The sequence below is a fragment of the Bradyrhizobium sp. WSM2254 genome, from assembly GCF_000472645.1.
In the GTDB taxonomy this organism is placed as follows: domain Bacteria; phylum Pseudomonadota; class Alphaproteobacteria; order Rhizobiales; family Xanthobacteraceae; genus Bradyrhizobium; species Bradyrhizobium niftali.
This window is the reverse complement of sequence record NZ_AXAB01000001.1, coordinates 171,065-196,996: the sequence shown is the minus strand read 5'-3', so window position 1 is coordinate 196,996 and position 25,932 is coordinate 171,065. Positions and strand designations below refer to the sequence as shown.

Annotated in this window: 18 protein-coding genes; 6 read left to right on the top strand and 12 right to left on the bottom strand. The window is 64.6% G+C overall.

What is annotated here, in order from left to right:
- Positions 1–20: 20 nt before the first annotated feature.
- The 7 genes from A3M7_RS0100885 to A3M7_RS0100855 all read right to left on the bottom strand — a co-directional run bounded on the left by A3M7_RS0100885 (position 21) and on the right by A3M7_RS0100855 (position 8,986).
- Complete coding sequence (locus A3M7_RS0100885; RefSeq protein ID WP_027542215.1) at positions 21–1,997, bottom strand: acetyl-CoA carboxylase biotin carboxylase subunit; 1,977 nt, start codon at positions 1,995–1,997, stop codon at positions 21–23.
- Complete coding sequence (locus tag A3M7_RS0100880) at positions 1,994–3,610, bottom strand: acyl-CoA carboxylase subunit beta (RefSeq protein WP_027542214.1); 1,617 nt, start codon at positions 3,608–3,610, stop codon at positions 1,994–1,996. Before A3M7_RS0100880 ends, A3M7_RS0100885 begins: the two co-directional genes overlap by 4 nt.
- Positions 3,611–3,724: 114 nt before the next feature.
- Positions 3,725–4,591, bottom strand: a complete 867-nt coding sequence (locus A3M7_RS0100875) for a 3-keto-5-aminohexanoate cleavage protein (protein ID WP_027542213.1) — start codon at positions 4,589–4,591, stop codon at positions 3,725–3,727.
- Between the two features lie 218 nt (positions 4,592–4,809).
- Complete coding sequence (locus tag A3M7_RS0100870) at positions 4,810–5,610, bottom strand: AraC family transcriptional regulator (RefSeq protein WP_027542212.1); 801 nt, start codon at positions 5,608–5,610, stop codon at positions 4,810–4,812.
- Positions 5,611–5,903: 293 nt separating this feature from the next.
- Positions 5,904–6,560, bottom strand: a complete 657-nt coding sequence (locus A3M7_RS0100865) for a glutathione S-transferase family protein (protein WP_027542211.1) — start codon at positions 6,558–6,560, stop codon at positions 5,904–5,906.
- The gene (locus tag A3M7_RS0100860; RefSeq protein WP_027542210.1) at positions 6,557–7,723 is read right to left on the bottom strand and encodes an acyl-CoA dehydrogenase family protein; all 1,167 of its coding nucleotides are present in this window, start codon (positions 7,721–7,723) and stop codon (positions 6,557–6,559) included. Before A3M7_RS0100860 ends, A3M7_RS0100865 begins: the two co-directional genes overlap by 4 nt.
- A gap of 126 nt (positions 7,724–7,849) precedes the next feature.
- Complete coding sequence (locus A3M7_RS0100855) at positions 7,850–8,986, bottom strand: acyl-CoA dehydrogenase family protein (protein WP_027542209.1); 1,137 nt, start codon at positions 8,984–8,986, stop codon at positions 7,850–7,852.
- A 265-nt stretch (positions 8,987–9,251) separates the two neighbouring features.
- Between A3M7_RS0100855 and A3M7_RS0100850 the strand changes: the two genes are divergently transcribed.
- The gene (locus A3M7_RS0100850) at positions 9,252–10,802 is read left to right on the top strand and encodes a long-chain fatty acid--CoA ligase (protein ID WP_027542208.1); all 1,551 of its coding nucleotides are present in this window, start codon (positions 9,252–9,254) and stop codon (positions 10,800–10,802) included.
- Between the two features lie 73 nt (positions 10,803–10,875).
- The gene (locus A3M7_RS0100845; protein ID WP_027542207.1) at positions 10,876–12,099 is read left to right on the top strand and encodes an ABC transporter substrate-binding protein; all 1,224 of its coding nucleotides are present in this window, start codon (positions 10,876–10,878) and stop codon (positions 12,097–12,099) included.
- A 79-nt stretch (positions 12,100–12,178) separates the two neighbouring features.
- On the opposite strand, the gene A3M7_RS0100840 is transcribed toward A3M7_RS0100845, so the two are convergent.
- Entirely contained in the window at positions 12,179–12,940 is a 762-nt protein-coding gene (locus A3M7_RS0100840) for a helix-turn-helix transcriptional regulator (protein WP_027542206.1), read from the bottom strand.
- A gap of 186 nt (positions 12,941–13,126) precedes the next feature.
- Between A3M7_RS0100840 and A3M7_RS0100835 the strand changes: the two genes are divergently transcribed.
- From A3M7_RS0100835 to A3M7_RS0100810, 4 genes are all read left to right on the top strand, one after another.
- Positions 13,127–15,382 carry a marine proteobacterial sortase target protein gene (locus tag A3M7_RS0100835; protein WP_027542205.1) on the top strand — a complete coding sequence of 752 codons (2,256 nt, stop codon included), beginning with the start codon at positions 13,127–13,129 and terminating at the stop codon, positions 15,380–15,382.
- A gap of 173 nt (positions 15,383–15,555) precedes the next feature.
- On the top strand, positions 15,556–16,125 hold the full coding sequence (locus A3M7_RS0100830; RefSeq protein ID WP_027542204.1) for a class GN sortase: 570 nt from the start codon (positions 15,556–15,558) through the stop codon (positions 16,123–16,125).
- A 257-nt stretch (positions 16,126–16,382) separates the two neighbouring features.
- A complete protein-coding gene (locus A3M7_RS0100815; protein WP_027542203.1) occupies positions 16,383–18,602 on the top strand; it encodes an acetate--CoA ligase family protein in 2,220 nt (739 codons plus the stop codon).
- A gap of 206 nt (positions 18,603–18,808) precedes the next feature.
- Positions 18,809–19,630 carry an MlaD family protein gene (locus tag A3M7_RS0100810; RefSeq protein ID WP_027542202.1) on the top strand — a complete coding sequence of 274 codons (822 nt, stop codon included), beginning with the start codon at positions 18,809–18,811 and terminating at the stop codon, positions 19,628–19,630.
- A 42-nt stretch (positions 19,631–19,672) separates the two neighbouring features.
- On the opposite strand, the gene A3M7_RS0100805 is transcribed toward A3M7_RS0100810, so the two are convergent.
- The 4 genes from A3M7_RS0100805 to fmdA form a co-directional block, all read right to left on the bottom strand.
- Positions 19,673–22,654 carry an autotransporter domain-containing protein gene (locus tag A3M7_RS0100805; protein ID WP_156936800.1) on the bottom strand — a complete coding sequence of 994 codons (2,982 nt, stop codon included), beginning with the start codon at positions 22,652–22,654 and terminating at the stop codon, positions 19,673–19,675.
- A 380-nt stretch (positions 22,655–23,034) separates the two neighbouring features.
- On the bottom strand, positions 23,035–24,075 hold the full coding sequence (locus A3M7_RS0100800) for an aliphatic amidase (protein ID WP_027542200.1): 1,041 nt from the start codon (positions 24,073–24,075) through the stop codon (positions 23,035–23,037).
- Between the two features lie 45 nt (positions 24,076–24,120).
- The gene (locus A3M7_RS0100795) at positions 24,121–24,498 is read right to left on the bottom strand and encodes a zinc ribbon domain-containing protein (protein ID WP_027542199.1); all 378 of its coding nucleotides are present in this window, start codon (positions 24,496–24,498) and stop codon (positions 24,121–24,123) included.
- Positions 24,499–24,692: 194 nt separating this feature from the next.
- Positions 24,693–25,922 (bottom strand): formamidase, encoded by a 1,230-nt coding sequence (fmdA, locus tag A3M7_RS0100790; protein WP_027542198.1) that lies wholly within the window; start codon positions 25,920–25,922, stop codon positions 24,693–24,695.
- Positions 25,923–25,932: the final 10 nt, after the last annotated feature.

The following is a 25,932-nucleotide window of genomic DNA, read 5'->3' as shown; positions in this document are numbered from 1 at the left end:
GCAATGACGAACTTGCCGCGCTACCCCGCCCCAATCTCCACCACGATCCGTCCCGTCGTGACCTGCTCGCCTTCGGCAACGTCGATCGCGGCGACCACGCCGTCGATGCCGGCCTTGTGGATGTGCTCCATCTTCATCGCTTCCAGAGTCAGCACCGGCTGGCCGGCGGCGACGCGGTCGCCGGGCTTGACCAGCACGGCGACGACGCGGCCGTTCAGGGCGGCGCGAACCTTGCCGTCGCCGCCGTTGGCCGCAGCGGCCTTCGGCGCGGCGAGGGTGAGATCAGTCACCGCGAGCGGGATGCCGCGGTGCTGGAGATAGAGCCGGTCACCCTCGCGCAGGAATTTGGCGCTGTCCATCACACCATCGTGGCGGAAGCGGATGGCGTCGGGATCGAGCTGATCGATCTCGAACCTGTCCTGCCGGCCGTCGATGGCGACGGTGTAGCCGCCGTCGCGCTCGCGGGTGACTTCAAGCTCATGCCCGTGGCCGGCGATCTCGATTTTCGCAGGAAGGGGGAACGTTGCCGACAGGCTCCGCCCCCCTCTCCATGACGGCGCGCGCGGATTGGTGACGTAGAGCAGCAGGCCCGCCAGCGCCGTATCGAATGCAGCATTCGCCGATGGCGCCAACAGTTCGTCGCGATGCGTACCGATGAACGCCGTCGTCGCCTCGCCCTTGGCAAAGCCGGGGTGACGCAGGCACGCCATCAGGAAAGCCTGGTTGGTGGTCACGCCGAAGGCGGTGAGCTGCTCCAGGCCGACGATCAGCCGTCCCCTCGCCTCCTCGCGCGTGGCACCATGGCTGACCACCTTGGCGATCATCGAATCGTAGAACGGCGGGATCTCCGCGCCCGATTGCAGCGCATGCTCGACGCGGATGCCGTCAGGCACCTGCCAGCGCGCCATGCGGCCGGACTGCGGCATGAAATCGTGCGCGGCATCTTCCGAGCACAGCCGAACCTCGATGGCGTGACCTGCGAAGCGGATATCCTGCTGCTTCACCGGCAGCGGCTCGCCGCGCGCGACGCGCAGCTGCAATTCGACGAGATCGAGCCCGGTGATGGCTTCGGTCACGGGATGCTCGACCTGGAGGCGCGTGTTCATCTCCATGAAGTAGAACTCGCCGCTCGCATCGAGCAGGAACTCCAGCGTGCCGGCACCCTCGTAACGCAATGCCTTGACCGCGGCGACGGCGACCTCGCCCATCTTCGCGCGCAGTTCAGGTGTCACCGCGGGCGACGGCGCTTCCTCGATCAGCTTCTGGTGCCGGCGCTGCACCGAGCAGTCACGCTCGCCGAGATGGATGGCGTTGCCGTGGCTGTCGCCGAACACCTGGATTTCGATGTGCCGGGGATTCTGGATCGCGCGCTCGAGGATGACCGTGGGATCGCCGAACGCAGCCTTCGCCTCCGATCGTGCGCTGCGCAATGCATCGGGGAACGACGCCGCATCGGTCACGAGCCGCATGCCGCGGCCGCCGCCACCGGCGACCGCCTTGATCATCACGGGGACGCCGATCTTCTTGGCTTCCGCGAGCATGACCTCGTCGCCCTGCTCGGTGCCCTGATAGCCGGGCACGCAGGGCACACCGGCCTTCCGCATGATCTCCTTGGCGCCGGCCTTGTTGCCCATCGCCTGGATCGCCTGGGGCGACGGGCCGATGAAGACGAGACCGGCGTCCTTGCAGGCCTGCGCAAAGTCCTCGTTCTCGGCGAGGAAACCGTAGCCGGGGTGGACGGCATCCGCGCCGCTGACTTTCGCCGCGGCAATGATCGCGGGGATGTTGAGATAGGATTGCGCCGGCAAGGCTTCGCCGATGCGCACGGCCTGATCGGCCTGCCGCACATGCAGCGCATCGCGATCCGCATCCGAATAGACTGCGACGACGCCGAGGCCGAGCTTCCGCGCGCTGCGCATCACCCGCAGCGCGATCTCGCCGCGGTTGGCTATCAGGACCTTGAAGAACGGCCGGTGCTGCACTGATCCGTTCCTCATGGCCGGGCCACCGAAAACTGCATGCGCTGGGGCGTGCGTGCGTCGCCCTCGCGGCAGATCGCGAGCACTTCGGACAGGACCGCCCGGGTGTCGCGCGGATCGATCACGCCGTCGTCGAGCACGCGCGCGCTGGTCGAGAACACGTCCATCTGGCCGTCGAACACGCCGACGATCTGCGCCTTCATGGCATCGAGCTTGTCCTTCTCGATCGGCTTGCCGCGCCGCGCGGCGGCGGCTTCCGTCACGATGGCCATCGTCTCGGCGGCCTGCTCGCCGCCCATCACCGCGGTTTTGGCGTTGGGCCAGGAGAAGCAGAAGCGCGGATGGAAGCCGCGTCCGCACATGCCGTAATTGCCGGCGCCGAACGAGGCGCCGCAATAGATGGTGATCTGCGGCACCGTCGCCGACGTCACCGCCTGGATCATCTTGGAGCCGTGCTTGATCATGCCGGCTTCTTCATAGGCCTTGCCGACCATGTAGCCGGTGGTGTTGTTCAGATAGAGGATCGGCGTGCGGGTCTGGCAGCAGGCCTGGATGAAGTGCGTCGCCTTGTTGGCGCCGGCGGGATCGAGCGGACCGTTGTTGGTGATGATGCCGATGGCCTGGCCCTCGATGCGGGCATGGCCGCAGACGGTGGCGGGACCGTAATTCGGCGCCATCTCGGTGAAGTCGGAATCGTCGACGATGCGCGCGATCACCTGCTTCATGTCCACGGGGCGCTTGTGGTCCATCGGCATGATGCCGAGCAGCTCGTCCTGGTCGTAGCGCGGCGGCTTGAATTGAAGAGCCGCCCTGCCCGGCCGCTCCCACTCCAGCGCCGCCATGATCTCGCGTGCGATGCGCAGCGCGTCGCGATCATCCTCGGCGAGGTAGTCACCGAGGCCGGAGATCTGGGTATGCATCTCGGCGCCGCCGAGCTCTTCCTCGGTCGCGATCTCGCCGGTTGCGGCTTTCAGCAGCGGGGGACCTGCGAGGAAGGCGCGGGTGCGGCCACGCACCATGACGATGTAGTCGGACAGGCCCGTTTGATAGGCACCGCCCGCGGTGGACGATCCGTGCGTGACGGTCACGACCGGCAGTCCCGCCGCCGAGAGCCGCGCAAGATTGCGAAAGATGTTGCCGCCGCGAACGAAATCCTCGACGCGGTAGCGCAGCAAATTGGCGCCGGCGCTTTCGACCAGCTGCACGTAAGGCAGCTTGTTCTCCAGCGCGAGCTCCTGCACCCGCAGCGTCTTGTCGAGGCCGAAAGGCTGCAGCGCGCCGGCATCGATGCCGGAATCGCTGGCGCTGACCATGCAGCGGATGCCCGAGACGAAACCGATGCCGGCGATGACGCCGCCGCCCGGCACGCTCTTGTTCGCATCCGGCACGTCGAACATGTAACCGGCGAGCGTCGACAGCTCGATGAAGGGTGCGCCAGGATCGAGCACCAGCGCCACGCGTTCGCGCGGCAGCAGCTGGCCGCGCTTGTGGAAGCGGTCCTTTGCCGCGGCGGATGCGGCCCGCGTGCGCTCTTCCAGCGCGCGCATGCGGTCGATCAAACCCAGCATGCCGTCGCCGTTGGCGTGATAGGCGGCGCTGCCGGGGGAAATGGTGTTTTCGATGATGGACATAACCTGATCCTGCTCGTCATTGCGAGGAGCGAAGCGACGAAGCAATCCAGACTGTTTCTGCGGAGAAATTCTGGATTGCTTCGCTTCGCTCGCAATGACAGGTGAGGTGATACCTTACCGATTCGTCCCAAAAATCTTCCGCGCCTCGGCGGGGCTTGCGATCTCGCGGCCCGCACGCCTTGCACAGGCGGCGACGGCTTCGATCAGCTGGCCGTTCGACGTCACCTTTGTGCCGTCGGCGAGATAGAAGGTGTCTTCGAGACCGGTACGCAAATGGCCGCCGAGTTCGGCGCAGCGCTGGTGCAGCGGCCAGATCTCTTCGCGTCCGATCGCCGTGACCTGCCAATGCGCTTCGGGGCGCTTCAGCTTGACCAGGATCGGCAGCAGGTCGGGGTCCGACGGCATGCCGGAGGCGACGCCCATCACGAAGTTATATTCGAGCGGGCCCTTGTACATGCCGACCTGAGTGTACATGCCGACGCAGCGCACGATGCCGACGTCGAAGCACTCGAATTCGGGGATGGTGCCGACCGCGTTCATGACGTCGAGATAGTCCTTCACCTTCTCGACGGCGTTGTCGAACATCATCGGCGGCCAGGCCCAGGTGTTGTCGGCCTTCACTTTCAGATAATTCAGCGAGCCGGCGTTGCAGGCGGCGATCTCCGGCTTCGTCTCACGGATGCAGTCGAGCGCGCCGCTGTAGTTCGGACCTGATACGCCCGAGGTGTGGTTGATGATCACGCCCGGGCAGGCCTCCCGGATCGCCTGCTGGATCTCCTTGCTGACGCTGACCTCCCAGGACGGCAGGTGTCCCTTGTTGGGCGCCTGCTGGCGCAGATGGATGTGCATGATGCTGGCGCCGGCGTCGAACGCAGCCTTGGCCTCGCGTGCCATCTGCTCGGGCGTCACAGGCACGTTGTGCTGCTTGGGGTCGGTGAGCACGCCGTTCAGCGCGCAGGTGATGACGGCCTTGTCGCTCATGCCGTGACGCTCATGGCTTGGATGTCTCGCAGGTTGAGAATTCAACGCTTGCGATCATGTGACGGGCGGCATGCGGCTTCTTGCGCGGAGAAGCTGGAAAAGGGCGAGTTGTAGCTGCGTAGGGTGGGCAAAGGCGCTCTCGCGCCGTGCCCACGCTTTCTCGACGCTTGGCGAAGGTGGTGGGCACGCTTCGCTTTGCCCACCCTACGAGGGCGAGCCTAGCTCGCTTCCGCGAGCCTCACCGTCTCGGTGCTGCGATAGATCGCAAGATCGCGCGAGCCGACGAAGATCGCGCGCGGCTTCAATCCGTAGAAGCGGCGGATCGAATGGCTGAAATGGGTCGAGTCGGGATAGCCGATGTCCTGCGCGAGATGAGCGAGGTTGAGGTCCTGATTGGCGAAGTGCAGCAGGTGCCGCGCGCGCTTCCAGGCGCGGAAGGAGCGGAACGAGATGCCGGTCTCCTCCTTGAACAGGTGCAGAAAACGCGAGGCGGAGAGGCCTGCTTCGGCCGCGCATGTATCCGCCGTCACCGGTTCGCCGGAGAAGCGTCCGATGCGCGCGACCGCACGCATCACCCGCGGATCGAGCACACGGCGCGGCAGCGCCTCGCCGAAGCACATCTCGTCGAATTCGGCGGTGGTGATGTCGCCGTAGCGGCGCTGGCGCAGCAGCGCGTAGGCGGCGAGGATCTTGCGGGCATAGACGGCCCGGTCCGGCCCGGTCAGCCGCTCGGCCAAAGCCTCGATCACGCCGTCCGGCATGCTTTCCGGCTCGAGCGTCACGCTGATTGCGGTGCGGTAGTCGCTGGCAATGGAATGCCGCTGGTTCGGCAGGGTGACGAACAGCTCGCCGGTGGCGAGGACGTCGTCGATCGTCAGGTGCAGGTTGCCCTTGACCGCCACATAGACATGGCAGCAACCGGGGGTCCGCTTGCGGGGGCGGCCGAGCAGGCCGGCATAGAATACCCGTTCCGGTGTGATGAGCATCAGATGGTCGGATTCGCGACCGATATCTTCCATTGGGGTCCTCCTCGCGCGGCTCTCTGGCCGCTGCGGACGGAGGTCACCTTAGCGGAAATTTGGGCGCTGTCACGACGGGATAGCGCTGTCACGGCGCGCAATAAAAGGGTGTCATTCCGGGACGACCGAAGGACGAGCCCGGAACTCTCTCCTTCACCGTCGTCCCGGCGCAGGCCGGGACCCATAACCACCGCACACAGTTTGGCGAAGACTCGTCGTTCGGTACGACGACCATCCGCGATCGACAAATTCCGCGGTATGGGTCCCGGCCTTCGCCGGGACGACAATGGAGCTTACGCCCTCGCCCTTGGCGCGACATTCTGCTCGACGCCGGCCTTCTGCTCTGCAGCAACCGCGCGTTTGAAGCCCTCGCGTTGCTGCAATCGTGCCCAATAGGCTGCGACATTTGGCCCAAAGTCCTTGGCGAGGCCGATATTGTCGGCGAGGCGGAGCGCGTAGCCGATCACGATGTCGGCGGCGGTAAAACGGCCGGCGCACAAGGTTTCGGCATTCGCGGTCGCTGCCTCAACGGCGCGCAGTCGGCCGAGGAACCATTTGGCGTAATCGCCGGCGACCTGCGGATTGCGCCGCTCTTCCGGCTCGAGCTGGGTGTATCTGAGCACCAGCGTCTGCGGGAAGGTCAACGTGGCATCGCTGAAATACATCCAGTTCAGGAACGCGCCATAGGCGGGATCCTCGACGTCCACCATCAGCGGCGTCGGGGCGTATCTGGTGCCGAGGTAGTGGCAGATGCCGGAGGACTCCGTCATCTTCGTCTCGCCGTCGATCATGAACGGAATCGTGCCGAGCGGATTGAGCGCGAGATATTCCTTGGCGAAAACCCGCGGCGGGAACGGCAGCATCTTCAACTCGTACGGCAGCCTCATCTCCTCCAGCATCCAGAGTGGACGGAACGAGCGTGCGGCGTCACAGTGATAGAGCGTGATCATGATGCATTCCCTTTGCTGCCAGGCAGCGTACCCATCATCTTGCACAGGACCATCAGCATGACCTCGTCGGCGCCACCGCCGATCGAGGTCAGACGGCTGTCGCGATAGGCACGGTTGACCGGCGTCTCGTTGGTAAAGCCCATCCCGCCCCAGTATTGCAAGCAGGCGTCGGTGAGCTCGCGGCCAAGCCGGCCCGCCTTGAGCTTGGCCATGGTCGCGAGCCTGGTCACGTCCTCGCCCGCCACCAGCGCCTCGCCGGCGCGATAGATCAGCGCGCGCAACAGTTCGACCTCGGTCTGCATCTCCGCGAGCTTGAAGTGCACGACCTGGTTGTCGAGGATGCTCTGGCCAAAAGCCTTGCGGTTGCGCGTGTACTCAATGGTCTCGTTGATGATGTATTCATGCGCCTTCAGGCAGGCCGCCGCGCCCCACAGCCGCTCCTCCTGGAACTGGATCATCTGGTAGGTAAAGCCCTTGCCCTCCTCGCCGATCCGGTTGTGCTTGGGGACGCGGACATTGTCGAAGAAGATCTGCGCCGTGTCCGACGAGCGCATCCCCATCTTGTCGAGCTTTCGCGCCACCGTGACGCCCTTGGCCTTCATGGGCACGCAGATCAGCGACTTGTTGCGGTGAACGGGCCCATCGCCGGTGTTGGCGAGCAGGCAGATCCAGTCGGCCTGGGTGCCGTTGGTGATCCACATCTTGCCGCCATTGATGACGTAGTCGTCGCCGTCCGAGCGTGCGTTGGTCTTGATCGAGGCAACGTCCGAACCTGCACCGGGCTCGGAGACGCCGATGCAGGCCACATAGTCACCGGAGATCGACGGCGCCAGGAATTCCCGTCGCACCTCGTTGGAGCCGAACCGCGCCAGCGCGGGCGTCGCCATGTCGGTCTGCACCCCGATCGCCATCGGCACGCCGCCACAGGTGATGGCCCCAAGCTCCTCCGCCATCATCAGCGCATAGGAATAGTCGAGCCCAGAGCCGCCGAATTCGACCGGCTTGTTCAACCCGAGGAAGCCGAGGCTGCCCATCTTCTTGAACAGCTCGTGCGCGGGGAAGATGTCGGCCTTTTCCCATTCATCGACATGAGGATTGATCTCGCCCGCGATGAATTTTTGCAAGGAACGGCGGATCTCGTCGTGGTCGGCGGTGAATAGCATTTTGTCCTCTCGTCATTCCGGGGCATCGCGAAGCGATGAGCCCGGAATCCATTCCTCTGCGGGGTCTGGAGCCCGATGGATTCCGGGCTCGCGCGCCTTGCGCGCGCCCCGGAATGACACCGTGCATCACAGCCCCATCTGCCTCGAGGCCAGATCCTTCATGATCTCCTCGGTGCCGCCGCCGATGGCGTTGACCTTGACCTCGCGGTAGATGCGCTCGGCCTTGATGCCGCGCATGAAGCCGGCGCCGCCAAAGATCTGCACGGCTTCCGAGGCGCAGAACGCCATGGTCTGCGTTGCCTGGTTCTTCATCATGCAGATTTCGGCGACCGGACTTTCGCCCTGCTCCAGACGCCAGGCCAGCATCTCCAGCATCGCCTGCGACGCCGCCACCTTCTGCGCCATGTCGACGATCTTGTGCCTGATGACCTGGTGCTGGGCGAGCGGCTTGCCGAAGGTCTTGCGCTCCTTGGCATAGGCGGTCGCCTCGTCGAGGCAGACGCGCGCAAACGCGGTGCAGCTCGCCGCCATGCCCATGCGCTCGCTGTTGAAATTCTGCATGATGATCTTGAAGCCCTGACCCTCCTCGCCGATCAGATTTTCGGCCGGCACGCGGCAGTCGTCGAAATGCAGCGTCGCGGTGTCGGAAGCCCACCAGCCCATCTTCTTCAATTTCGTGCGCGACAGGCCGGGCGTGTCGCCATCGATCAGGAGCAGGCTGACGCCGCCGGCACCCTCGCCGCCGGTACGCACCGCAACGGTCAGATAGTCGGCGCGCACGCCCGAGGTGATGAAGGTCTTCTCGCCGCTCACGACGTAGTGATCGCCATCCCGCCGCGCCCTGGTGCGGAGGCCCGCGACATCAGAACCGCCGCCCGGCTCGGTGATCGCGAGCGCGGAGATCTTCTCGCCTGCCAGCACCTGCGGCAGCACGCGCGCCTTCACCTCCGGCCGCGCCGCACGCGCAATCGGCGGCGAGCCGATGGTATGGCTCATCAGGCTGGCGCTGACGCCGCCGGCGCCGGCCCGCGCCAGTTCCTGGCTCGCCACGATCTTCATGAACTGGTCGGCGGCAATGCCGCCATATTCCTCGGGGAATCCCAGCCCCAACAGCCCGATCTCCGCCGCCTTGCGATAGAGCGCGCGGGGAAATTCGCCGGCCTCGTCCCATTCATGGGCGAACGGCGTGATCTCCTTCTCGACGAAGCGACGCATCATTTCGCGGAAGGCGTCGTGCTCGGCGGTATAGAACGGGCTCTTCATCGCACTCTCGCCTCGCGGACGGATTCGTCTCATGCACCATGGCTGGAACCTGGGCAGCTCACTTGCGCGGAGTGGCTGACCTGGGAAGGCCATTCAGCAGGTCATTACCTAGCAACTCAACGCAAGACGATTTTCGCCCCTCGCGCGCCAACTCCAAATCAAAAAAAGACGTGGTGCACAAACTCCGGCTGGCCCCAGGGCCACGCCGGGCATGGTGCACGGCAATAGGGGCGCAGGCGGCACAAGACCGCCGAAGGAGGAACTTTTGGCCGTACGTTACTACGACTGGATCGCCCATCATGGCCGCCGCACGCCCGGCAAGGTCGCGGTCATCGACCTCGCGAGCGAGCGCCGCTTCACCTATTCGCAGATGGATGCGAGAGTCTCGCGTCTCGCCTCCTTCCTGCGCCACACGCTGAAGGTCTCGCGCGGCGACCGCGTCGCGGTGCTGGCGCTGAACACGACCGATACGCTGGAGGTGCAGTTCGCCTGCGGGCGGCTAGGGGCGATCTTCGTGCCGCTGAACACCCGCCTTACCGTTCCCGAGCTCCAGTTCATCACCGCCGACTGTGCGCCGAAGGTGATGATCCATGATGCCGACCTCGCCGAGACCGCGCTGAGCGTTGCCAAACTCTGCAATGTCGCGACCAGCCTGCTGCTCGGTCCCGGCGGCGCCTACGAGGCCGGCATCGCCGCCGCAAAGCCGCTCGACCGGATCGAGGAGGTCACGCTCGATGACGTCTCGACCATCATGTACACGTCAGGCACCACAGGTCATCCGAAGGGCGCGACCATCACCCACGGCATGACGTTCTGGAATTGCGTCAATCTCGGCGGCCCCGCCTGCATCGGGCCGTCCTCGGTGCTGCTCACCGTGCTGCCGCTGTTCCATACCGGCGGGCTGAATTGCTACACCAATCCGGTGCTGCATGCCGGCGGCTCCGTGATGATCATGCGGGCCTTCGATCCCGGCACGGCGCTCGGCCTGATCAACGATTCCGCGCAGGGCATCAACGTGTTCTTCGGCGTCCCCGCGATCTACCAGTTCATGGCGCAGCATCCCGCCTTCGCGACGACTGACCTGACCCGGCTGATCGTCGGCGGTGTCGGCGGCGCGCCGATGCCGGTGCCGCTGCTGAAGGTCTGGGAGGCGCGCGGCGTCGCGCTCCAGCAGGGCTACGGCATGACCGAGACCTCGCCGGCCGTGCTGGTGCTCGACCGCGAGGATGCGGCGCGCAAGGCCGGCTCCGCCGGCAAGCCGGTGCTGCACACGGAGGTGCGGATCGTGCGGCCCGACGGCAGCGACGCCGATGTCGGCGAGCTTGGCGAGCTCTGGGTCAAGGGACCGAACATCACGCCCGGCTACTGGAACAGGCCGGAGGCGAACAAATCCTCCTTTACCGACCGCTGGCTGCACACCGGCGATGCAACGCGCGTCGACGAGGAAGGCTTCTACTACATCGTCGACCGCTGGAAGGACATGTACATTTCCGGCGGCGAGAACGTCTATCCGGCCGAGGTCGAGAACGTCCTGCACCAGCTTGGCGCGATCGCCGAAGCCGCCGTCATCGGCATTCCCGATCCGCAATGGGGGGAGGTGGGCCTTGCCATCGTCGCGGTCAAGCCGGGACAAAGGCTGACGGAGACCGACGTCTTCGCACATTGCGCGGCCAATCTCGCGCGCTTCAAATGCCCACGCCAAATTCGCTTCGTCGACGCGCTGCCGCGCAACGCCACGGGCAAGATCCACAAGCCGACCTTGCGCAAGGAGTTTTCGGCGGCCTCCGAAATCGACAGGAAAGCCGCCAACGCCTGATCGAAGCGCCCTTGCGGGCGCTTTTCTTTTTTGAAGTGCCTGCCCCAGACCACAAGAAACCCAAGGAATTTCCATGAAGAACAAGAAACTCTCCCTGCTCGCCGCGGCAGCGGCCCTGACATTGCTTTCGGTCCAGGGCGCCCATGCGCAGAAGAAATACGATACCGGCGCCTCCGACACCGAAATCAGGATCGGCAATGTCGAGGCCTATTCCGGTCCCGCCTCCGCCTACGGCGTGATCGGCAAGACCGAAGAGGCCTATTTCAAGATGATCAACGATCAGGGCGGCATCAACGGCCGCAAGATCAACTGGATCTCCTATGACGACGGCTATTCGCCGCCGAAGACCGTGGAGCAGGTCCGCAAGCTGATCGAGAGCGACGAAGTGTTCCTGGTGTTCAACGCGCTCGGCACGCCGACCCAGACCGCCGTGCAGAAATATCACAACGCCAAGAAGATCCCGCAGCTCTTCCTCGCCACCGGCGCCAGCAAGTGGAACGACCCGCAAAATTTCCCGTGGACCATGGGTTTCCAGCCGAGCTATCGCGTCGAGGCGCGGATCTTCGCCAAGTACATCCTGAAGGAGAAACCGGACGCGAAGGTAGCGATCTTCTATGCCAATGACGATTTCGGCAAGGACTACGTCGCCGGCATCAAGGACGTGTTCGGCGACAAGGCATCGAAGCTGATCGTGGCCGAAGAGAGCTACGAGACCTCGGAGCCATCGATCGATTCGCACATCGTCAAGCTCAAGGGCACCGGCGCGGATGTCTTCGTGAACATCTCGACCCCGAAATTCGCGGCGCAAGCCATCAAGAAGATCGCAGAGCTGGAATGGAAGCCGATGCACCTGATGACGGACGTTTCGGTGTCCATCGGCGCGGTGATGAAGCCCGCCGGCCTCGAAGCCTCCGAGGGCGTGCTGTCGGCCGGCTATCTGAAGGACGCGTCGGATCCGCAGTGGAAAGACGACGAGGGCATGAAGAAGTTCATGGCCTTCATCGACAAATACATGCCCGGCGCGAACATCTCGGACGCCAATCTGGTCTACGGCTATGCCGCGGCCCAGACGATGGTGCAGGTGCTGAAGCAGGCGGGCGACAATCTCACCCGCGAGAACGTGATGAAGCAGGCCGCCAGCCTGAAGGACTTCGCTCCTGATACGCTGATCCCGGGAATCAAGATCAACACCTCGCCGACCGACTTCGCGCCGATCGAGCAGCTCAAGATGTGGCGGTTCAAGAACGGCCAGTGGGAACTGTTCGGCCCCATCATCAGCGCGGAGCCGAGCGGCTAGCTCTTGGCGAACTGTCCGTGCATGGCAGATGGCGGCCACGAGGCCGCCATCTCTTTATCCGCGGATCTCCAGGGTGAACCTATGCCGGCAGGAATAGTGCGAACGGCTCTTCCACCGTGCGGCGCAGGTGTTTTCGATACAGCTCATAGTTGGCATCATCAGGCGCAACCCGTCCCAAAGACGGCTTCGGAACATTCCTGAGCGGCACATAGGCGATCGGCGCTGCGATCGGCGTCAGCTGGGAGCCGGGACCGGCGCGGAGCGTCGAGATGATGCCGTACATCTCGCCGGCGACCGTCGGCCGTGATACCGTGATCACGCGGTGCTGGCCGTGCTTGATGATGACGAGATAGATGAAGCCGGACTGATGCGGCACCGCGACCTCGCCGGTGTGCTCATAGGCGGCATCGGTCCGATCGCCCTCGCGGAAGACCAGCGACGAGACTTTCGGCTCCCATACGATCTCGGTGCGGTAGGCGAAGATCGCGTTCTTGTCGCCGAATGACGGCCGTAGCGTGATGTAGGCATCCTCGAGCCAGGTCACCGCGCGATGCGCATAGGAGCCGAGGCTGTCGGGCGCGACGTCGTTTGCGGCCGGAGGCGTCACGACGATGGCGCTCTTGCGCAACGATACGCCCAGCGCCTGCTCCAGCCGGACCGTCGTCGCCAGCGTGAACGGCCGGCGCCCGCCGAGCACCTTCTCCAGCGTCGACAGGCTGAGCTTGGCCTGTTCGGCCAGCGCCTGCCGGGAGATCCGGCGTCTGGCGAGCTCCTCGCGAATGGTCTCCGCGATCTCGCGGCTCTGCTCGTCCGAAAGCTGCTTGTCGGCCTGCATCTGCATCGTCAACCCTGCCTTTGGAGCACCATTCTAGCAGGGCGGACAAACCAGCACAAAACCGCACATGGCCACCCGGCCGCGGCCCGCCCGGGCCGGCTGCGGCGGAACATTGCCGATCATTCTGCTCGCGAAATCGGGCCCTCCCGGCGGATGCTGAGAGCCAGCAAACATCCTTCGGGAGCAGGCCAAATGAACACCTACGACACAGCCGACCACGACGAGCACCCCCTGCTGGGCCGGCTGATCAAGCTCGGATTGTTCCTTCTCGCGCAGGGCATCGCGGTGATGCTGGTCGCCTTCGTGGCCCTGCTGGTGAGCTTCGGGACGAGTTGGTCGGCAACGGCCGAACAGGCCAGCCTGCTCCAGCCCGGCGATGCCAGGTCCGGCACCCTCCTCCTGAAGGAAGATGGCGCCTACACCGAAGCGATCCGTCTCGGCATCGATGTCGATATCACGGTATCAGGCCCGACGCTGCGCACACGCGTCACCCAGGCGTTTCGCAATCCGACCAAGGACTGGGTCGAGGCCACCTATGTCTACCCGCTCGCGACCAATGGCGCCGTCGATACGATGAAGATGGTGGTCGGCGACCGCGTCATCGTCGGCGACATCAAGGAGCGGCAGCAGGCGCGCGTGATCTACGAACAGGCGCGCAGCGCCGGCCAGAAGGCCGCGCTGACCGAGCAGGAGCGGCCCAACATCTTCACCAACTCGGTTGCCAATATCGGTCCCGGCGAAACCGTGCTGGTGCAGATCGAATATCAAGAGCCCGTGCATCAATCCGGTAACGAATATTCGCTGCGCGTGCCGCTGGTGGTCGCGCCGCGCTACAATCCGGCGCCGATCGTGCAGAGTGTCGACTTCCGCAACGACGGCTCCGGCTGGGGCGCCACGTCCGATCCCGTGCCCGACCGTATTTCCCCGACGGTGCTGGATCCCGCCAAGAATGCACCCGTTAACCCGACCAGCATCACGGTGCATCTGAAGGCCGGCTTTGCGCTCGGCGAGGTCAAGAGCCACCATCACACCGTCAAGACCGAGAGCCCGGACAACGCGACGCGCATCGTCACGCTCGCCGACGGCGCGGTGCCCGCCGACCGCGATTTCGAACTGACGTGGAAGCCGGCGGCCCAGAAAGCACCGTCGGTCGGCCTGTTCCGCGAACATGTCGGCGATGCCGATTACCTGCTCGCCTTCGTCACGCCCCCCAGCGCCGAGCAGGCGACGCAGAAGCCGCTGCCGCGCGAGGTCGTGTTCGTGATCGACAATTCCGGCTCGATGGGCGGCACCTCGATGGTCCAGGCCAAGGCGAGCCTGCTCTACGCACTCGGTCGCCTCCAGCCGGCCGACCGCTTCAACGTCATCCGCTTCGACGATACCATGGACGTGCTGTTTCCGGCCTCCGTGCCGGCGGACGCCGCGCATGTCGGCGAAGCGACCTCGTTCGTCAGCGCGTTGCAGGCACGTGGCGGCACCGAGATGGTGCCGGCGATGCGGGCTGCGCTGACCGACAAGCTCAGCGACACCAGCATGGTTCGTCAGGTCGTGTTCCTGACCGACGGCGCGATCGGTAACGAGCAGCAATTGTTCGAGACGATCACCGCGATGCGCGGCCGCTCGCGCGTGTTCATGGTCGGCATCGGGTCCGCGCCCAACACCCATCTGATGACGCGCGCTTCCGAGCTCGGCCGCGGCGCCTTCACCCATATCGGCTCCGTCGAGCAGGTCGAGGAGCGCATGCGCGGCCTGTTCGCCAAGCTGGAAAATCCCGCAGTGACCGGTCTCAGCGCAAAGTTCTCCGAAGCCACGGCCGACGTTACGCCGGCGATCATTCCCGACGTCTATCGCGACGAGCCCCTGGTGCTGGCGGCCAGGCTCGACAAGCTCGCAGGCTCGCTCGAGATCAAGGGACGCGTGGGCGACCGTCCGTGGTCGGTGACGCTGCCATTGCAAAATGCCGCCGAAGGCAAGGGCCTGTCAAAACTCTGGGCCAAGCGCAAGATCGGCGATGCCGAAGTGGCGCGCACGATGCGCGAGATGACGCCGGAAGAGGCCGACAAGGCGATCCTGGCACTGGCGCTCGACCATCAGATCGTCACGCGGCTCACCAGCCTCGTCGCGGTCGACAAGACGCCGAGCCGTCCCGAAGGCACGCCGCTCAAGCTCAGCGAATTGCCGGTCAACCTGCCGGCCGGCTGGGATTTCGAGAAGATCTTCGGCGAACGGCCGCAGCAGGTACCGACGCAGCTGCGCGAACGTCATGCCGATGCGCGCAACCAGCCGGCGGCGAGGCGGCCGACACCCGCCGCACCCGATGCGATCCGCCTGCCCAAGACCGCCACCTCGGCCGAGCTGAAGATGATCGCAGGTCTGATCCTGATCGTGCTCGCCCTGATCCTGTTCGTGTTCAACCGGCGTCGGCCCTTGCTCACCGACGCCGCTTGAGAGAGGAGCCCCCCGAACTCCTCTGTTAGCGCGCGCGGCCGCCCGTCCCCTACCCAACGGCCGCGCGCGCCTTTTTCCTACTGTCATTGCGAGCGCAGCGAAGCAATCCAGACTGCCTCCGCGGAAAGAATCTGGATTGCTTCGCTTCGCTCGCAATGACGATCGTGGATAGAATGCCCCGCCTCATCTCTCCCCTGGTTCTCGCGCTGATCGGCCTCATCCTGTTCGGCGACGGCGCCTACATCCACGCCAAGGCCTGGCTCGCGCAGGTGCTCTTGGAGCGCGCATTCGACAGAAGCGTTGCGACGGGCCAGGCGGTCAAGCCATGGTCATGGGCCGACACCTGGCCGGTCGCCAGGATCGAGGTGAAGCGGATCGGTGCCAGCGCCATTGTGCTGGAGGGCGCGAGCGGCCAGGCACTTGCTTTCGGACCCGGCCACATCCAGCAAACGGTCGATGCCGGCGAGCGCGGCGTTGCCGTTTATGCCGCCCATCGCGATACACATTTCCGTTTCCTGCGGAATGTTGCCATGGGTGACGTGATCGAGATCACCCGCCGCGACGGCAAGCATTTCCGCTATCGTGCGGGTTCATCGGCCGTGGTCCGTTTCGACGCGTCGGGCATCGATCCCGCGACGCTGGGTTTCGAGCTCGTGCTCACAACCTGCTGGCCGTTCGACGCCGTTACGTCGGGCCCCGAACGCTACATCTTGCACGCGATCTTGATCGGCGCCGACGAATAGGTTCCCTCATCCATCTCCATCCTGCGGGATGCTTCCTGTCGATGCCATCGATCGAACGAGCGCCATCTCGACGATCGCTGGCTGCCGCGTCGGCAAGCCGTTCGCACTTTCGCCCAAAGTCGGGTGATGCTAGCCTTCCTGCATGAAGCCCTGCCCATTCCGTCTGGCGGCATTGCGTCCTTCGTGATTGCCTCGCCAGAACCCGCCATCGAACAGAACGACGCGCTGCAACAACAATAAAAATTGAGGATTGCGCCATGGAAGCCCAGGTGTCTGCTGCATCCTTCTCTTCCCGCCCATGGTCTCCATCGCCCGACGCCAGCGACATCGTGAAGGGCATCCATGCCATGCTGCACCCGCACAACATCGTGCTGGTGGGCGCGACCGACAAGCCCGGCAATTATGCCGAGCGCATCTGGAATAATCTGGTCAAATACGGCTTCGAGGGCGGGCTCTATCCGGTCAACGCCAAGCGCGAGACGATCTGGGGTGTGCCCTGCTACAAGGACTTTGCGAGCCTTCCGGAAAAGCCCGATCATGTCCTGGTGCTGGTGCCTGCGCGCTTCGCCGTGCAGGTGATCCGCGATGCCGCGGCGGCCGGTGCGCGCTCGGCCACCATCGTCACCTCCGGCTTCAGCGAATTGCAGGATGACGAGAGCCAGAAGCTCGCCGCCGAACTGCAAGCGGCGGTGCGCGAGACGGGCCTCGCCGTCACCGGCCCGAATTGCCTCGGCAACTTAAGCGCCGGCGAAAAGCTCTTCACCAATATCGACGACCGTGTCGTCACCATGGAGCAGGGCGCGGTGGCGATCGCCGGGCAATCCGGCGCCATCGTCATGGCGATCCGCCAGGCACTGGAGGATCGTGGCGTCGGTGTCGGCTACATGGTCACGACCGGCAACGAGGCCGGGCTCGAGACGCCGGACCTGATGCGTTATTTCGCGGAGGATCCGAGCATCAAGGTGATCGTCGTCTACCTCGAGGGCGTGCGCAACACCAAGGCCTTTCGCGATGCCTGCAAGGCGGCGCGCGCAGCGAGCAAGCCCGTGATCGCGCTCAAGCTCGGCGCATCCGAGGGCGGCCGCGCCGCGGCGATGGCGCACACCGGCGCACTCGCAGGCTCGATCGAGACGTTCGACGCCATCGCAACGCGTGAAGGTGTCATCCGGGTCGGCGGGCTCGACGAGTTGATCGAGACCACCGAATGCTTCGTCCACGCCGCCGTGCCCAAAGGCGACCGGCTCGCCGCGGTCACGCTGTCCGGCGGCAAGCGCGGCATGCTGATCGACGCGTTCTACGCCGAGGGTTTGAACTTCGCGCCGCTCAGCCCGCATGTCAGCTCGGAGCTGGCGAAAATGCTCGGGCCCGGATCGATCGTCGGCAACCCGCTCGACGCCGGCTTTGCCGCGGTCGTCGACCCCTCCGTCTACATGAAGTCGATCAAGCTGATGATCGACGACCCCGATATCGACATCGTCATCGTCGATGCCGAGCTCCCAAAGGCGCCGCACGAGCTGCGCGAGCGCAACCTGCGCATCGTCGACGAGATGGCGAGCCGGGCCTCAAAGCCCGTGATCTACATCAGCGCGATGTCGATCGGCTTCACCGAGTTCACCAAGAGCTTGCGCAAATCGCTGCCGCATCTCGCGGTCATGCAGGGCATGGATCGCGCGGTGACCGCGATCAAGTCGCTGCTCGCCTATGCGAAGCTGCGCAAGGAAGTCCCCGACATCGTCTCGAGCTCGAAACCCGCCGCGCGTGCCGAGCTCGAAAAGGCGCTGACATCGGCGAACGGCGCCGCGCTCGACGAAGTCGCCTCGAAGAAGCTCCTGAAGGCGTATGGCATCCCGATCTCGAAGGAAGCGATCGCACAGACGGCGGTGGAAGCCGTGAAGATCGCGAAACAGATCGGCTTCCCGGTCGTGGCAAAGGTCGTCAGCGCCGAGATCCTGCACAAGTCCGACATCGGCGGCGTGGTGCTGAACTTGAACAATGCGGCCGAGGTGAGGAAGGCGTTCGTCGACATCACCGCGCGGGTGAAGAGGCTGAAGGGCAAGCCGAGGCTCGACGGCATCCTGATCGCGCAGCAGGTCAAGGCCGACCTCGAACTCGTGGTCGGTGCCTCGCTCGACGCCGAGATGGGTCCGGTCGTGCTGTTCGGCACCGGCGGCATCGACATCGAGCTGATGAAGGACGTCGCGCTCGCCGGCGCGCCGCTGGACGAGGCCGAGGCGCGGCTCCTGATCGGTCGCACCAAGGCCGGCATCAAGATGCGCGGCTATCGCGGCAAGCCGGCCTTGCACGAGGCCTCCGCGGTGAAGGCGCTGGTCGGCCTGTCCAACCTGATCGCGGATGCCGGCGACCGGATCGCCTCGATCGACATCAATCCGTTCCTGATCAACACCAGGACGGGTGTCGCCGTCGATGCCCTGATCGTACTGAACAATGCTGCGGCAAAGCGTGCGGCCGGGCATTGAGAGCCGTAGTCGCGCAGGGCGGATTAGCCACCGGGTCCGCGCTATGCGCGGCCCGATGACAGGCTCCGCGTAATCCGCCATTTTGCACGGCGAATGCGGAGAGCAGTGGCGGGTTACGCTTCGCTAACCCGCCCTACGTACCATTGCGGCCGGAGCAGCATCCGGGCTCCTTCCAACTTCCCCGCTTTGGCCCTAGACTCAGGCTTATGGCACGCGCGAGCAATCTGGTGATCGGAACGGCGACGCTGGCGGTGATCGCCGTGGCGTTCGGCGGCCTGCTCGGCGTACAGAAATGGCGCACCATCCAGAGTCGCAGCCAGTTGCGCGTGGTGTTCGAAGGCGGTTCCGCCAGCGGCCTGCGCCGCGGCGGGCCGGTCAATTTCGACGGCGTGCCCGCCGGCCAGATCCTGTCGATCAAGCTGGACAATCCTCGCAAGGTCGTGGCGCTAGTGATGCTCGACAACACCGCGCCGATCCGCAAGGACACCGTCGCGGGCATCGAATTCCAGGGCCTGACCGGCGTCGCCGCGATCTCGCTGATCGGGGGGGCGCCTTCCGCGCCGCCGGTGCCGCTGGATGTGGACGGCGTTCCCGTGCTGACCGCCGATCTCAGCGACGCCGAATCCATCGTCGACACCCTGCACAGTGTCGACCGCACGATCGTGAGCAATGCCCCCGCGATCAAGGAAGGGCTTCGCACATTCGAGAACTATAGCGCCGACCTCAGGAGCAAGGGCGGCGAAATCGATTCCGTCATGGCCAAGGTCGACAGCGCCTTTGCGGGGTTCGACAAGGCGGTCACGAAGATCGAGGGCGTGGTGCCCGGCTTCGTCGACGGCAAGGCCGACGAGCTGTTCGAGAAGATACAGGGGCTGCGCGAGCTGACCGACACCATGAGGAAGAAGTCGGCGAGCTACATCGAGGACATTCGCCGTTCGCTGCTCGACGTCAGCGAGACCGCCAACAAGATGGCCGGCACGCCCGTGGCGCCGCGGCCACCGCGCAAGCCTACGCAGAAGAAGCAGTGACGTTCTTCCTCATCCTCCCCTGGAGGGGAGGATAAGCCGCGCCTACCACGCGTAGCGCACGAGGCCCTTGCCGGCGTAGGACCGGGTGACGTTCGAAAACTCGCCCTCGAAGGTTGCCGACGCAGACCAGCCGTTCATCCAGTTCACCTGCACCGACGCCGTGGTCAGTGCGGAATCGCGCGCCTGCGCGGCGCCATTCACGACGAAAGCCGATCCAGGCAGGGTCTGAAACACCGCACCGACGGTACGATCCGGATTGTAGTCATGCGCCCAGGCGACGCGGCCGCGCAGGATCATCAGGCCGCCGGCAGCGGCAAATGTCCTGTCCGCGCGCAGGCCGAGCTCGGTGCGGGTGCTGGTCACGTCCTTGGCGGTGTAGTTGAGGGCGAAGACGTTGCTGCCGGCCACAGCGAACTCCGAATAGCTCGGAAGGCTGAACATGGTGGCCTGGAGAGCCGCATAAGGCGTGACGCCGATCCATGACATCGCGTGGCGATAGCCACCCTCGACACGGCCCGAAAACGCGTTGGTATTGAACTGGGCGCGCAGCTGGTCGAACCCGGCGGCGGTGACGACGCGATTGGTGGTCACATCCTGCCAGCCATAGGCCAGCGCAGCCGTGATATAGGCAGGTCCGGCGGTATGACGCACGAAAGCGCCGGCCTGGAACAGATCGGAGCGGCCCCAGCCGAGGCCGTTGACACCGAAGCTGGTAGCGCCGCCGGCAAGCGCGAAACCGGCGATGGTCGACGGCGAGAAACGGTAGTCGAGTCCGACGGCGGTGCCGTAGACGCTGCTGGTGGTGCTGTTCGAGCCGAGGCCGGCATTGCCGTCGGTCGTCTGGGAGCCGCCGTAGCCGGCCGCCCACACGTCCCAGCGCTGCTCGAAAGTCGCGGCAGGTGCCTTGCGATAGATCGAGGCGAGCGCGTCGCGCGCGCTCTTGTCACGCGGGGTCTTGCCGGCCGCGGCATAAGCACTTGCGCTCGCATCATCGGCATATGGCGTCGCACCTGAAGCGCCGCTGCGCCCCGAGCCGTAGATTTCGGTCAGCAGGCCGAGGAACAGATTCATCGCGTTGAATGTCGTCTGCTGCGAACCTGTCGCCGACTCGCCGGAGGCCTGCGTCAGGCCGTTGGGGCCGAGGCCCGCAAGTTCGGCTTGCAGGAAACCATTGGCGTTGAAGAAGTTCTGAAGCGTCGTGGCGACGTTCTTCTGATTGATGTTGAGCGCGTATTTCGCGCCATAATCGAGCGTGAAATTGAGATAGACGGTGCCACCAGGATCCACGTTGGTCGTGCCGATGAGACCACCGGGCGCGGCAACGCCGGCAAAGTTGTCGGTAGCCGAGCCGGAAAACTGCATGATCTTGTAGTGGGGCAATATGGTGCTGCCGGCATAGAGCGAGACGCCGACGGTGCCATTCAGGGTAACGTTGCCAACAACGTTTGCAAAACTCGCGGTGGTTCCGCTGCCGACCTGCACGAGGTACAGCGCACCGGACTGCAAGGCGAGGTCACCCAGAACCAGCATGCTCGAGCCGGGGCCACCGTCACCAGGCGCATAGATGCCACCGCTGGCGATAACGGTGTTGCCGACGATTCCGGCGCCGAACAGCGCGCCGCCCGCGTTCACGGTGGTCAAGCTCGATTGCGAGATATTGCCATCGACCTGCAGGATGCCGCCATTGACCGTGGTGGTGCCGGTATAGGTGTTCGTGCCTGAGAGGATCAGCGTGCCGCTGCCGACCTTTTCCAGCGAGCCCGGACCGGCGGGACCGCAACTACAGGGATCGTAGTCGCCGATGACACCGCTAACCTCGGTCGAGCGGTTGTTGCCACCGACGACGAGGGTGTTGCCACCGCCGATATAGTAGAAGCCGCTGCCCTCGATCGAGCCGGCCGTGATGCGGCCGTCACTGTTGGGACCAACGCTGACCCCGAAATCGACGATGCCTGTCCCGGTGGTGACGAACCGCGCATTGCCGCCGGTGGAATTGTCGAAGAACTCGGTCTTGCCACCGTCCCTGGTGATGATGGTGGCATTGCCGGCCGTGGTGAACGCGCCGAAATTGGTCCGGCCGCCGAACTCGTTGACGATCGTCGCGTTGCCCGCGGTCGCGGTGTCGGATCCACTCAGCGTACCAAACACAGTCCCGCTGAGATCATTGTTCACGATGGTCGCCGAGCCGGCCGAAGATTGCTCGAGGAACGCGACGCCGCCACCATTCTGGTTGGTGATACTGGCCGTGCCCGCGTTGGTGCGGCCAAAGAAGCTGGTCAAACCGCCATCATTGATGATGGTCGCCCGGCCAGCCGTCGCGGTATCGGACCCGCCGCCGGCCAGATCGCCGAAATACAACTGACCTCTGTTGGTGATCACCATCGCGCTCGCGGAGGTCGCGTTGAGAAACGTCGTCGTGCCGGAGAAGTCGTTGAGCAGCGACGTGATGCCCGACGTGTCGGCATTGACGATCTTGAACAGGCCCTCGTTGGTGACGGCGCCGATGATGCTGGCGGTATGGGTCGCATCGCCAAGCTGCAGCGAGCCGCAGTTGCAGATGAACGTGTTGCCGGTATAGGTGTTGGCGCCGAGCAGGGCCAGGATGCCGGGCCCCTGCACGGAGATGCCGCCGCTGCCCGTGACGCGGGAAGCAATCGCGGCCGAGGGGGCGCCGCTGCCCGTGACATCGTTGGTGACGAACGTGGTGCCGCCCGGGGCCAGCCTGAGGTCGCCGCCCTGGATGGTATAGATCGAACCATCACCGGTGAGATCGAAGCCCACGAGACTGGTGAGCTGCACGCCGCCTGGCGTTACCGTCACCGTGCCGCCTGTGGCCGGCGTCGAGGGACCGCCGCTGCCGAACATTGTGCCGGATGACGACGGATCGTAAGCGGTGCTGGTCGAACCGGACATATCCGTCCAGTTGGTGGTGGTCGTGTCCCACACGCCGCCGCCGCCATTGACGGCACCGTTCGGCGTGGTCTGCGATCCGTTGAAGAATTGCTGCGCTCCGGCGGAGGTCATGGCGGCAGATGCCCCCAAGGTGAGGCCGACCCAGAATGCCGTGCGAATTGCGACAGTGCTCAGGTGCGAGCAACCCGGCCCGCTCGATCGCAACCAAACTTCCACACTCTTCCCCTCACGGACGGCGCTCCTGGCGGCACCGCGCGGAACTTAGGCCATGAGGATGATCGGTAGAACCGGTATGCGTCGAGAATCCGCCAATGGCAAAGCAACCTGAACAGATTCAACCGTCCATGTTGCAACCGCGCCACGGTTTGCCGGGGCACTATTCCCATTCCGCGCATGCGCAGACCTCTCGGAACGTCGGCGCTTATGGACGGCCATTCACATCCATGGCCGATCATCCAGGCATCGAGCTCAACCTGTGCCGCCGGCGATGGCTAGTAATTCGACGCCCCCGCCTCGTTCGGAATGCCGTCGATGGGACACTCGTCGGTCCCCGGCGTCGAGCGGGTCATCGCCTCGACCATGTCGCGCGTGCCTTCGGGATCGGCGATCCAATTCTTGTAGAAATCATACGGACACGCCGCAATGCCGCGCGGGCTGTCGCCGGAATTGATCATGCCGGTGTAGCCGCGGTGGACCAGCTTGTAGAGATGGTTCTGCGACTGGCCATTGCGGCGCGCATCGCGGATCAGATGTTTCGACAGCTGGGCGTACTGGATGCCGTAATCCTCTTCGCCGCACTCGCCGAGTGTGCGGCCATCGAAGCCGATGATCGCGGAGTGGCCGAAATAGGAATAGACGCCGTCGAAGCCGGCGGCATTGGCGACCGCGACATAGACATTGTTGGCCCATGCCATGGCCTTGGAGATCAGGACCTGCTGCTCCTTGGCCGGATACATGTAGCCCTGGCAGCGCACGATCAGCTCGGCGCCCTTCATGGCGCAGTCACGCCAGATTTCCGGGTAGTTGCCGTCGTCGCAGATGATCAGGCTGACCTTGAGGCCTTTCGGGCCGTCGGAGACGTAGGTGCAGTTGCCGGGATACCAGCCCTCGATCGGCACCCACGGCATGATCTTGCGGTACTTCTGGACGATCTCGCCCTTGTCGTTCATCAGGATCAAGGTGTTGTAGGGCGCCTTGTGCGGGTGCTCCTCGTGACGCTCGCCGGTCAGCGAGAACACGCCCCACACTTTCGCCTTGCGGCAGGCCTCGGCAAAGATCGCGGTCTCTTCACCGGGCACCGCCGAAGCGGTCTCATACATCTCCTTGGAGTCGTACATGATCCCCTGGGTGGAATATTCGGGGAAGATCACGAGGTCCATGCCGGGCAGGCCGACCTTCATGCCCACCACCATGTCGGCGATCTTGCGGGCGTTGTCGAGCACCTCTGCCTTGGTGTGAAGGCGGGGCATCTTGTAGTTGACCACTGCGACGCCGACGGTGTCGTTGCTGCTGGAAATGTCACCGTGAAGCATTTTGGACGCTCCTGTAATTTACTTGTTTGATGTTGGCGCGTGGCGTCAGTGGCTGATCATCCAGGGGCGCGCGGTGGGAAAACCCTTGGCGCCGCTCTTGCTCTTGGTCATCAGCCGCGCGGGCTTGTTCTTGTCCGCCGTGCCCTTGTCCTTGACCGTCTTGCCCGTGGAGCAGCAGCCGCAGCCGGGACCGTGCGAGGCTTTGTATTGCGCGAGCGTCTGCGGCGCGTGCGTGCTGCGCTCGTTGACGGCGTGCGCCTTGCGCTTTTCCGCCGGCATGCAGAAGAAATTCGGTGCCGTCAGGATCACCCGCGGCGCCATCGCCTCGCAATGCGGACAGCTTTGCGGATCGTCGCATTCCACCATCGGGCGAAGGTCCTTGAACGGACCGCAATCGTCACAGAGATATTCATAGACCGGCATCATGCATCCCTTCGCGTTCGGTCATGGCGGAGCGTCCGCTTCACCTCGCCCCGCTTGCGGGGAGAGGTCGGAACGCATCGCAAGATGCGTTCCGGGTGAGGGGAAGTCTCCGCAAGCTCACTGCTGGCGTTCGTGCGGAGACAGCCCCTCACCCCAACCCTCTCCCCGTAAGAACGGGGAGAGGGAGGGCAGTGTCATTTGTCCGGCGAGATCGGCATCTGGATATCGCCCGTGATGTGCTTGATGGGTCCGGCCGCCGACGGCATCACGTCGAAGTCGAAGATCTCCGTCGGCAGCCACAGCGTGGCGCAGGCGTTGGGCACGTCGACCACGCCGGAGATGTGGCCCTGGCACGGCGCGGTGCCGAGGATCGAGTAGGCCTGCGCGCCGGAGTAGCCGAACTTCTTCAGATACTCGATGGCGTTGAGGCAGGCCTGGCGATAGGCGATGTGGACGTCGAGATAGTGCTGCTTGCCGGCTTCATCCACCGAGATGCCTTCGAAGATCAGATAGTCCTTGTAGTTCGGCGTGATCGGCGACGGCTTGAAGATCGGATTCTTGATGCCGTATTTCGCCATCCCGTCCTTGATCACCTCGACCTTCAGATGCAGCCAGCCGGCCATCTCGATCGCGCCGCAGAAGGTGATCTCGCCGTCGCCCTGGCTGAAGTGCAGGTCACCCATCGACAGACCGGCGCCGGGCACATAGACCGGGAAGTAGATCTTCGATCCGCGCGACAGGTCCTTGATGTCGCAATTGCCGCCATGCTCGCGCGGCGGCACGGTGCGCGCGCCTTCGGCGCCGATCTTGGCCTTGACGTCACCCTTGGCGCGGCCGCCATGGGCGGTCGGCGCGAACGGCGGGTTGGCGAGGCCTGGCACGCGGGTCGGATTTGTCGAGATCAGCTCGGCCTCGCGCTTGTTCCACATGTCCAGCATCTTCGGATCGGGCAGACAGCCGATCAGGCCGGGATGGATCAGGCCGGCAAAATTCACGCCGGGCACGTGGCGCGACGAGGTGTAGAGGCCCTTGATGTCCCAGATCGACTTCTGCGCCAGCGGGAAATGGTCGGTGAGGAAGCCGCCGCCGTTCTGCTTGGAGAAGAAGCCGTTGAAACCCCAAAGGCTCTCCTTCATCGGGCCGACATCGAGCAGGTCGACGACGAGGAGATCGCCGGGCTCGGCGCCCTTGACGCCGATCGGACCGGAGAGGAAGTGCACGATCGAGAGGTCGATGTCGCGCACGTCGTCGGCGGAATCGTTGTTCTTGATGAAGCCGCCGGTCCAGTCATAGGTCTCGATGATGAAATCGTCGCCGGGATTGACCCAGGCCACGATCGGAATGTCGGGGTGCCAGCGGTTATGCACCATGTCATTTTCGTAAGCCGACTTGGTGAGATCGACCTTGATCAGTGTCTCTGGCATCGAGATGCTC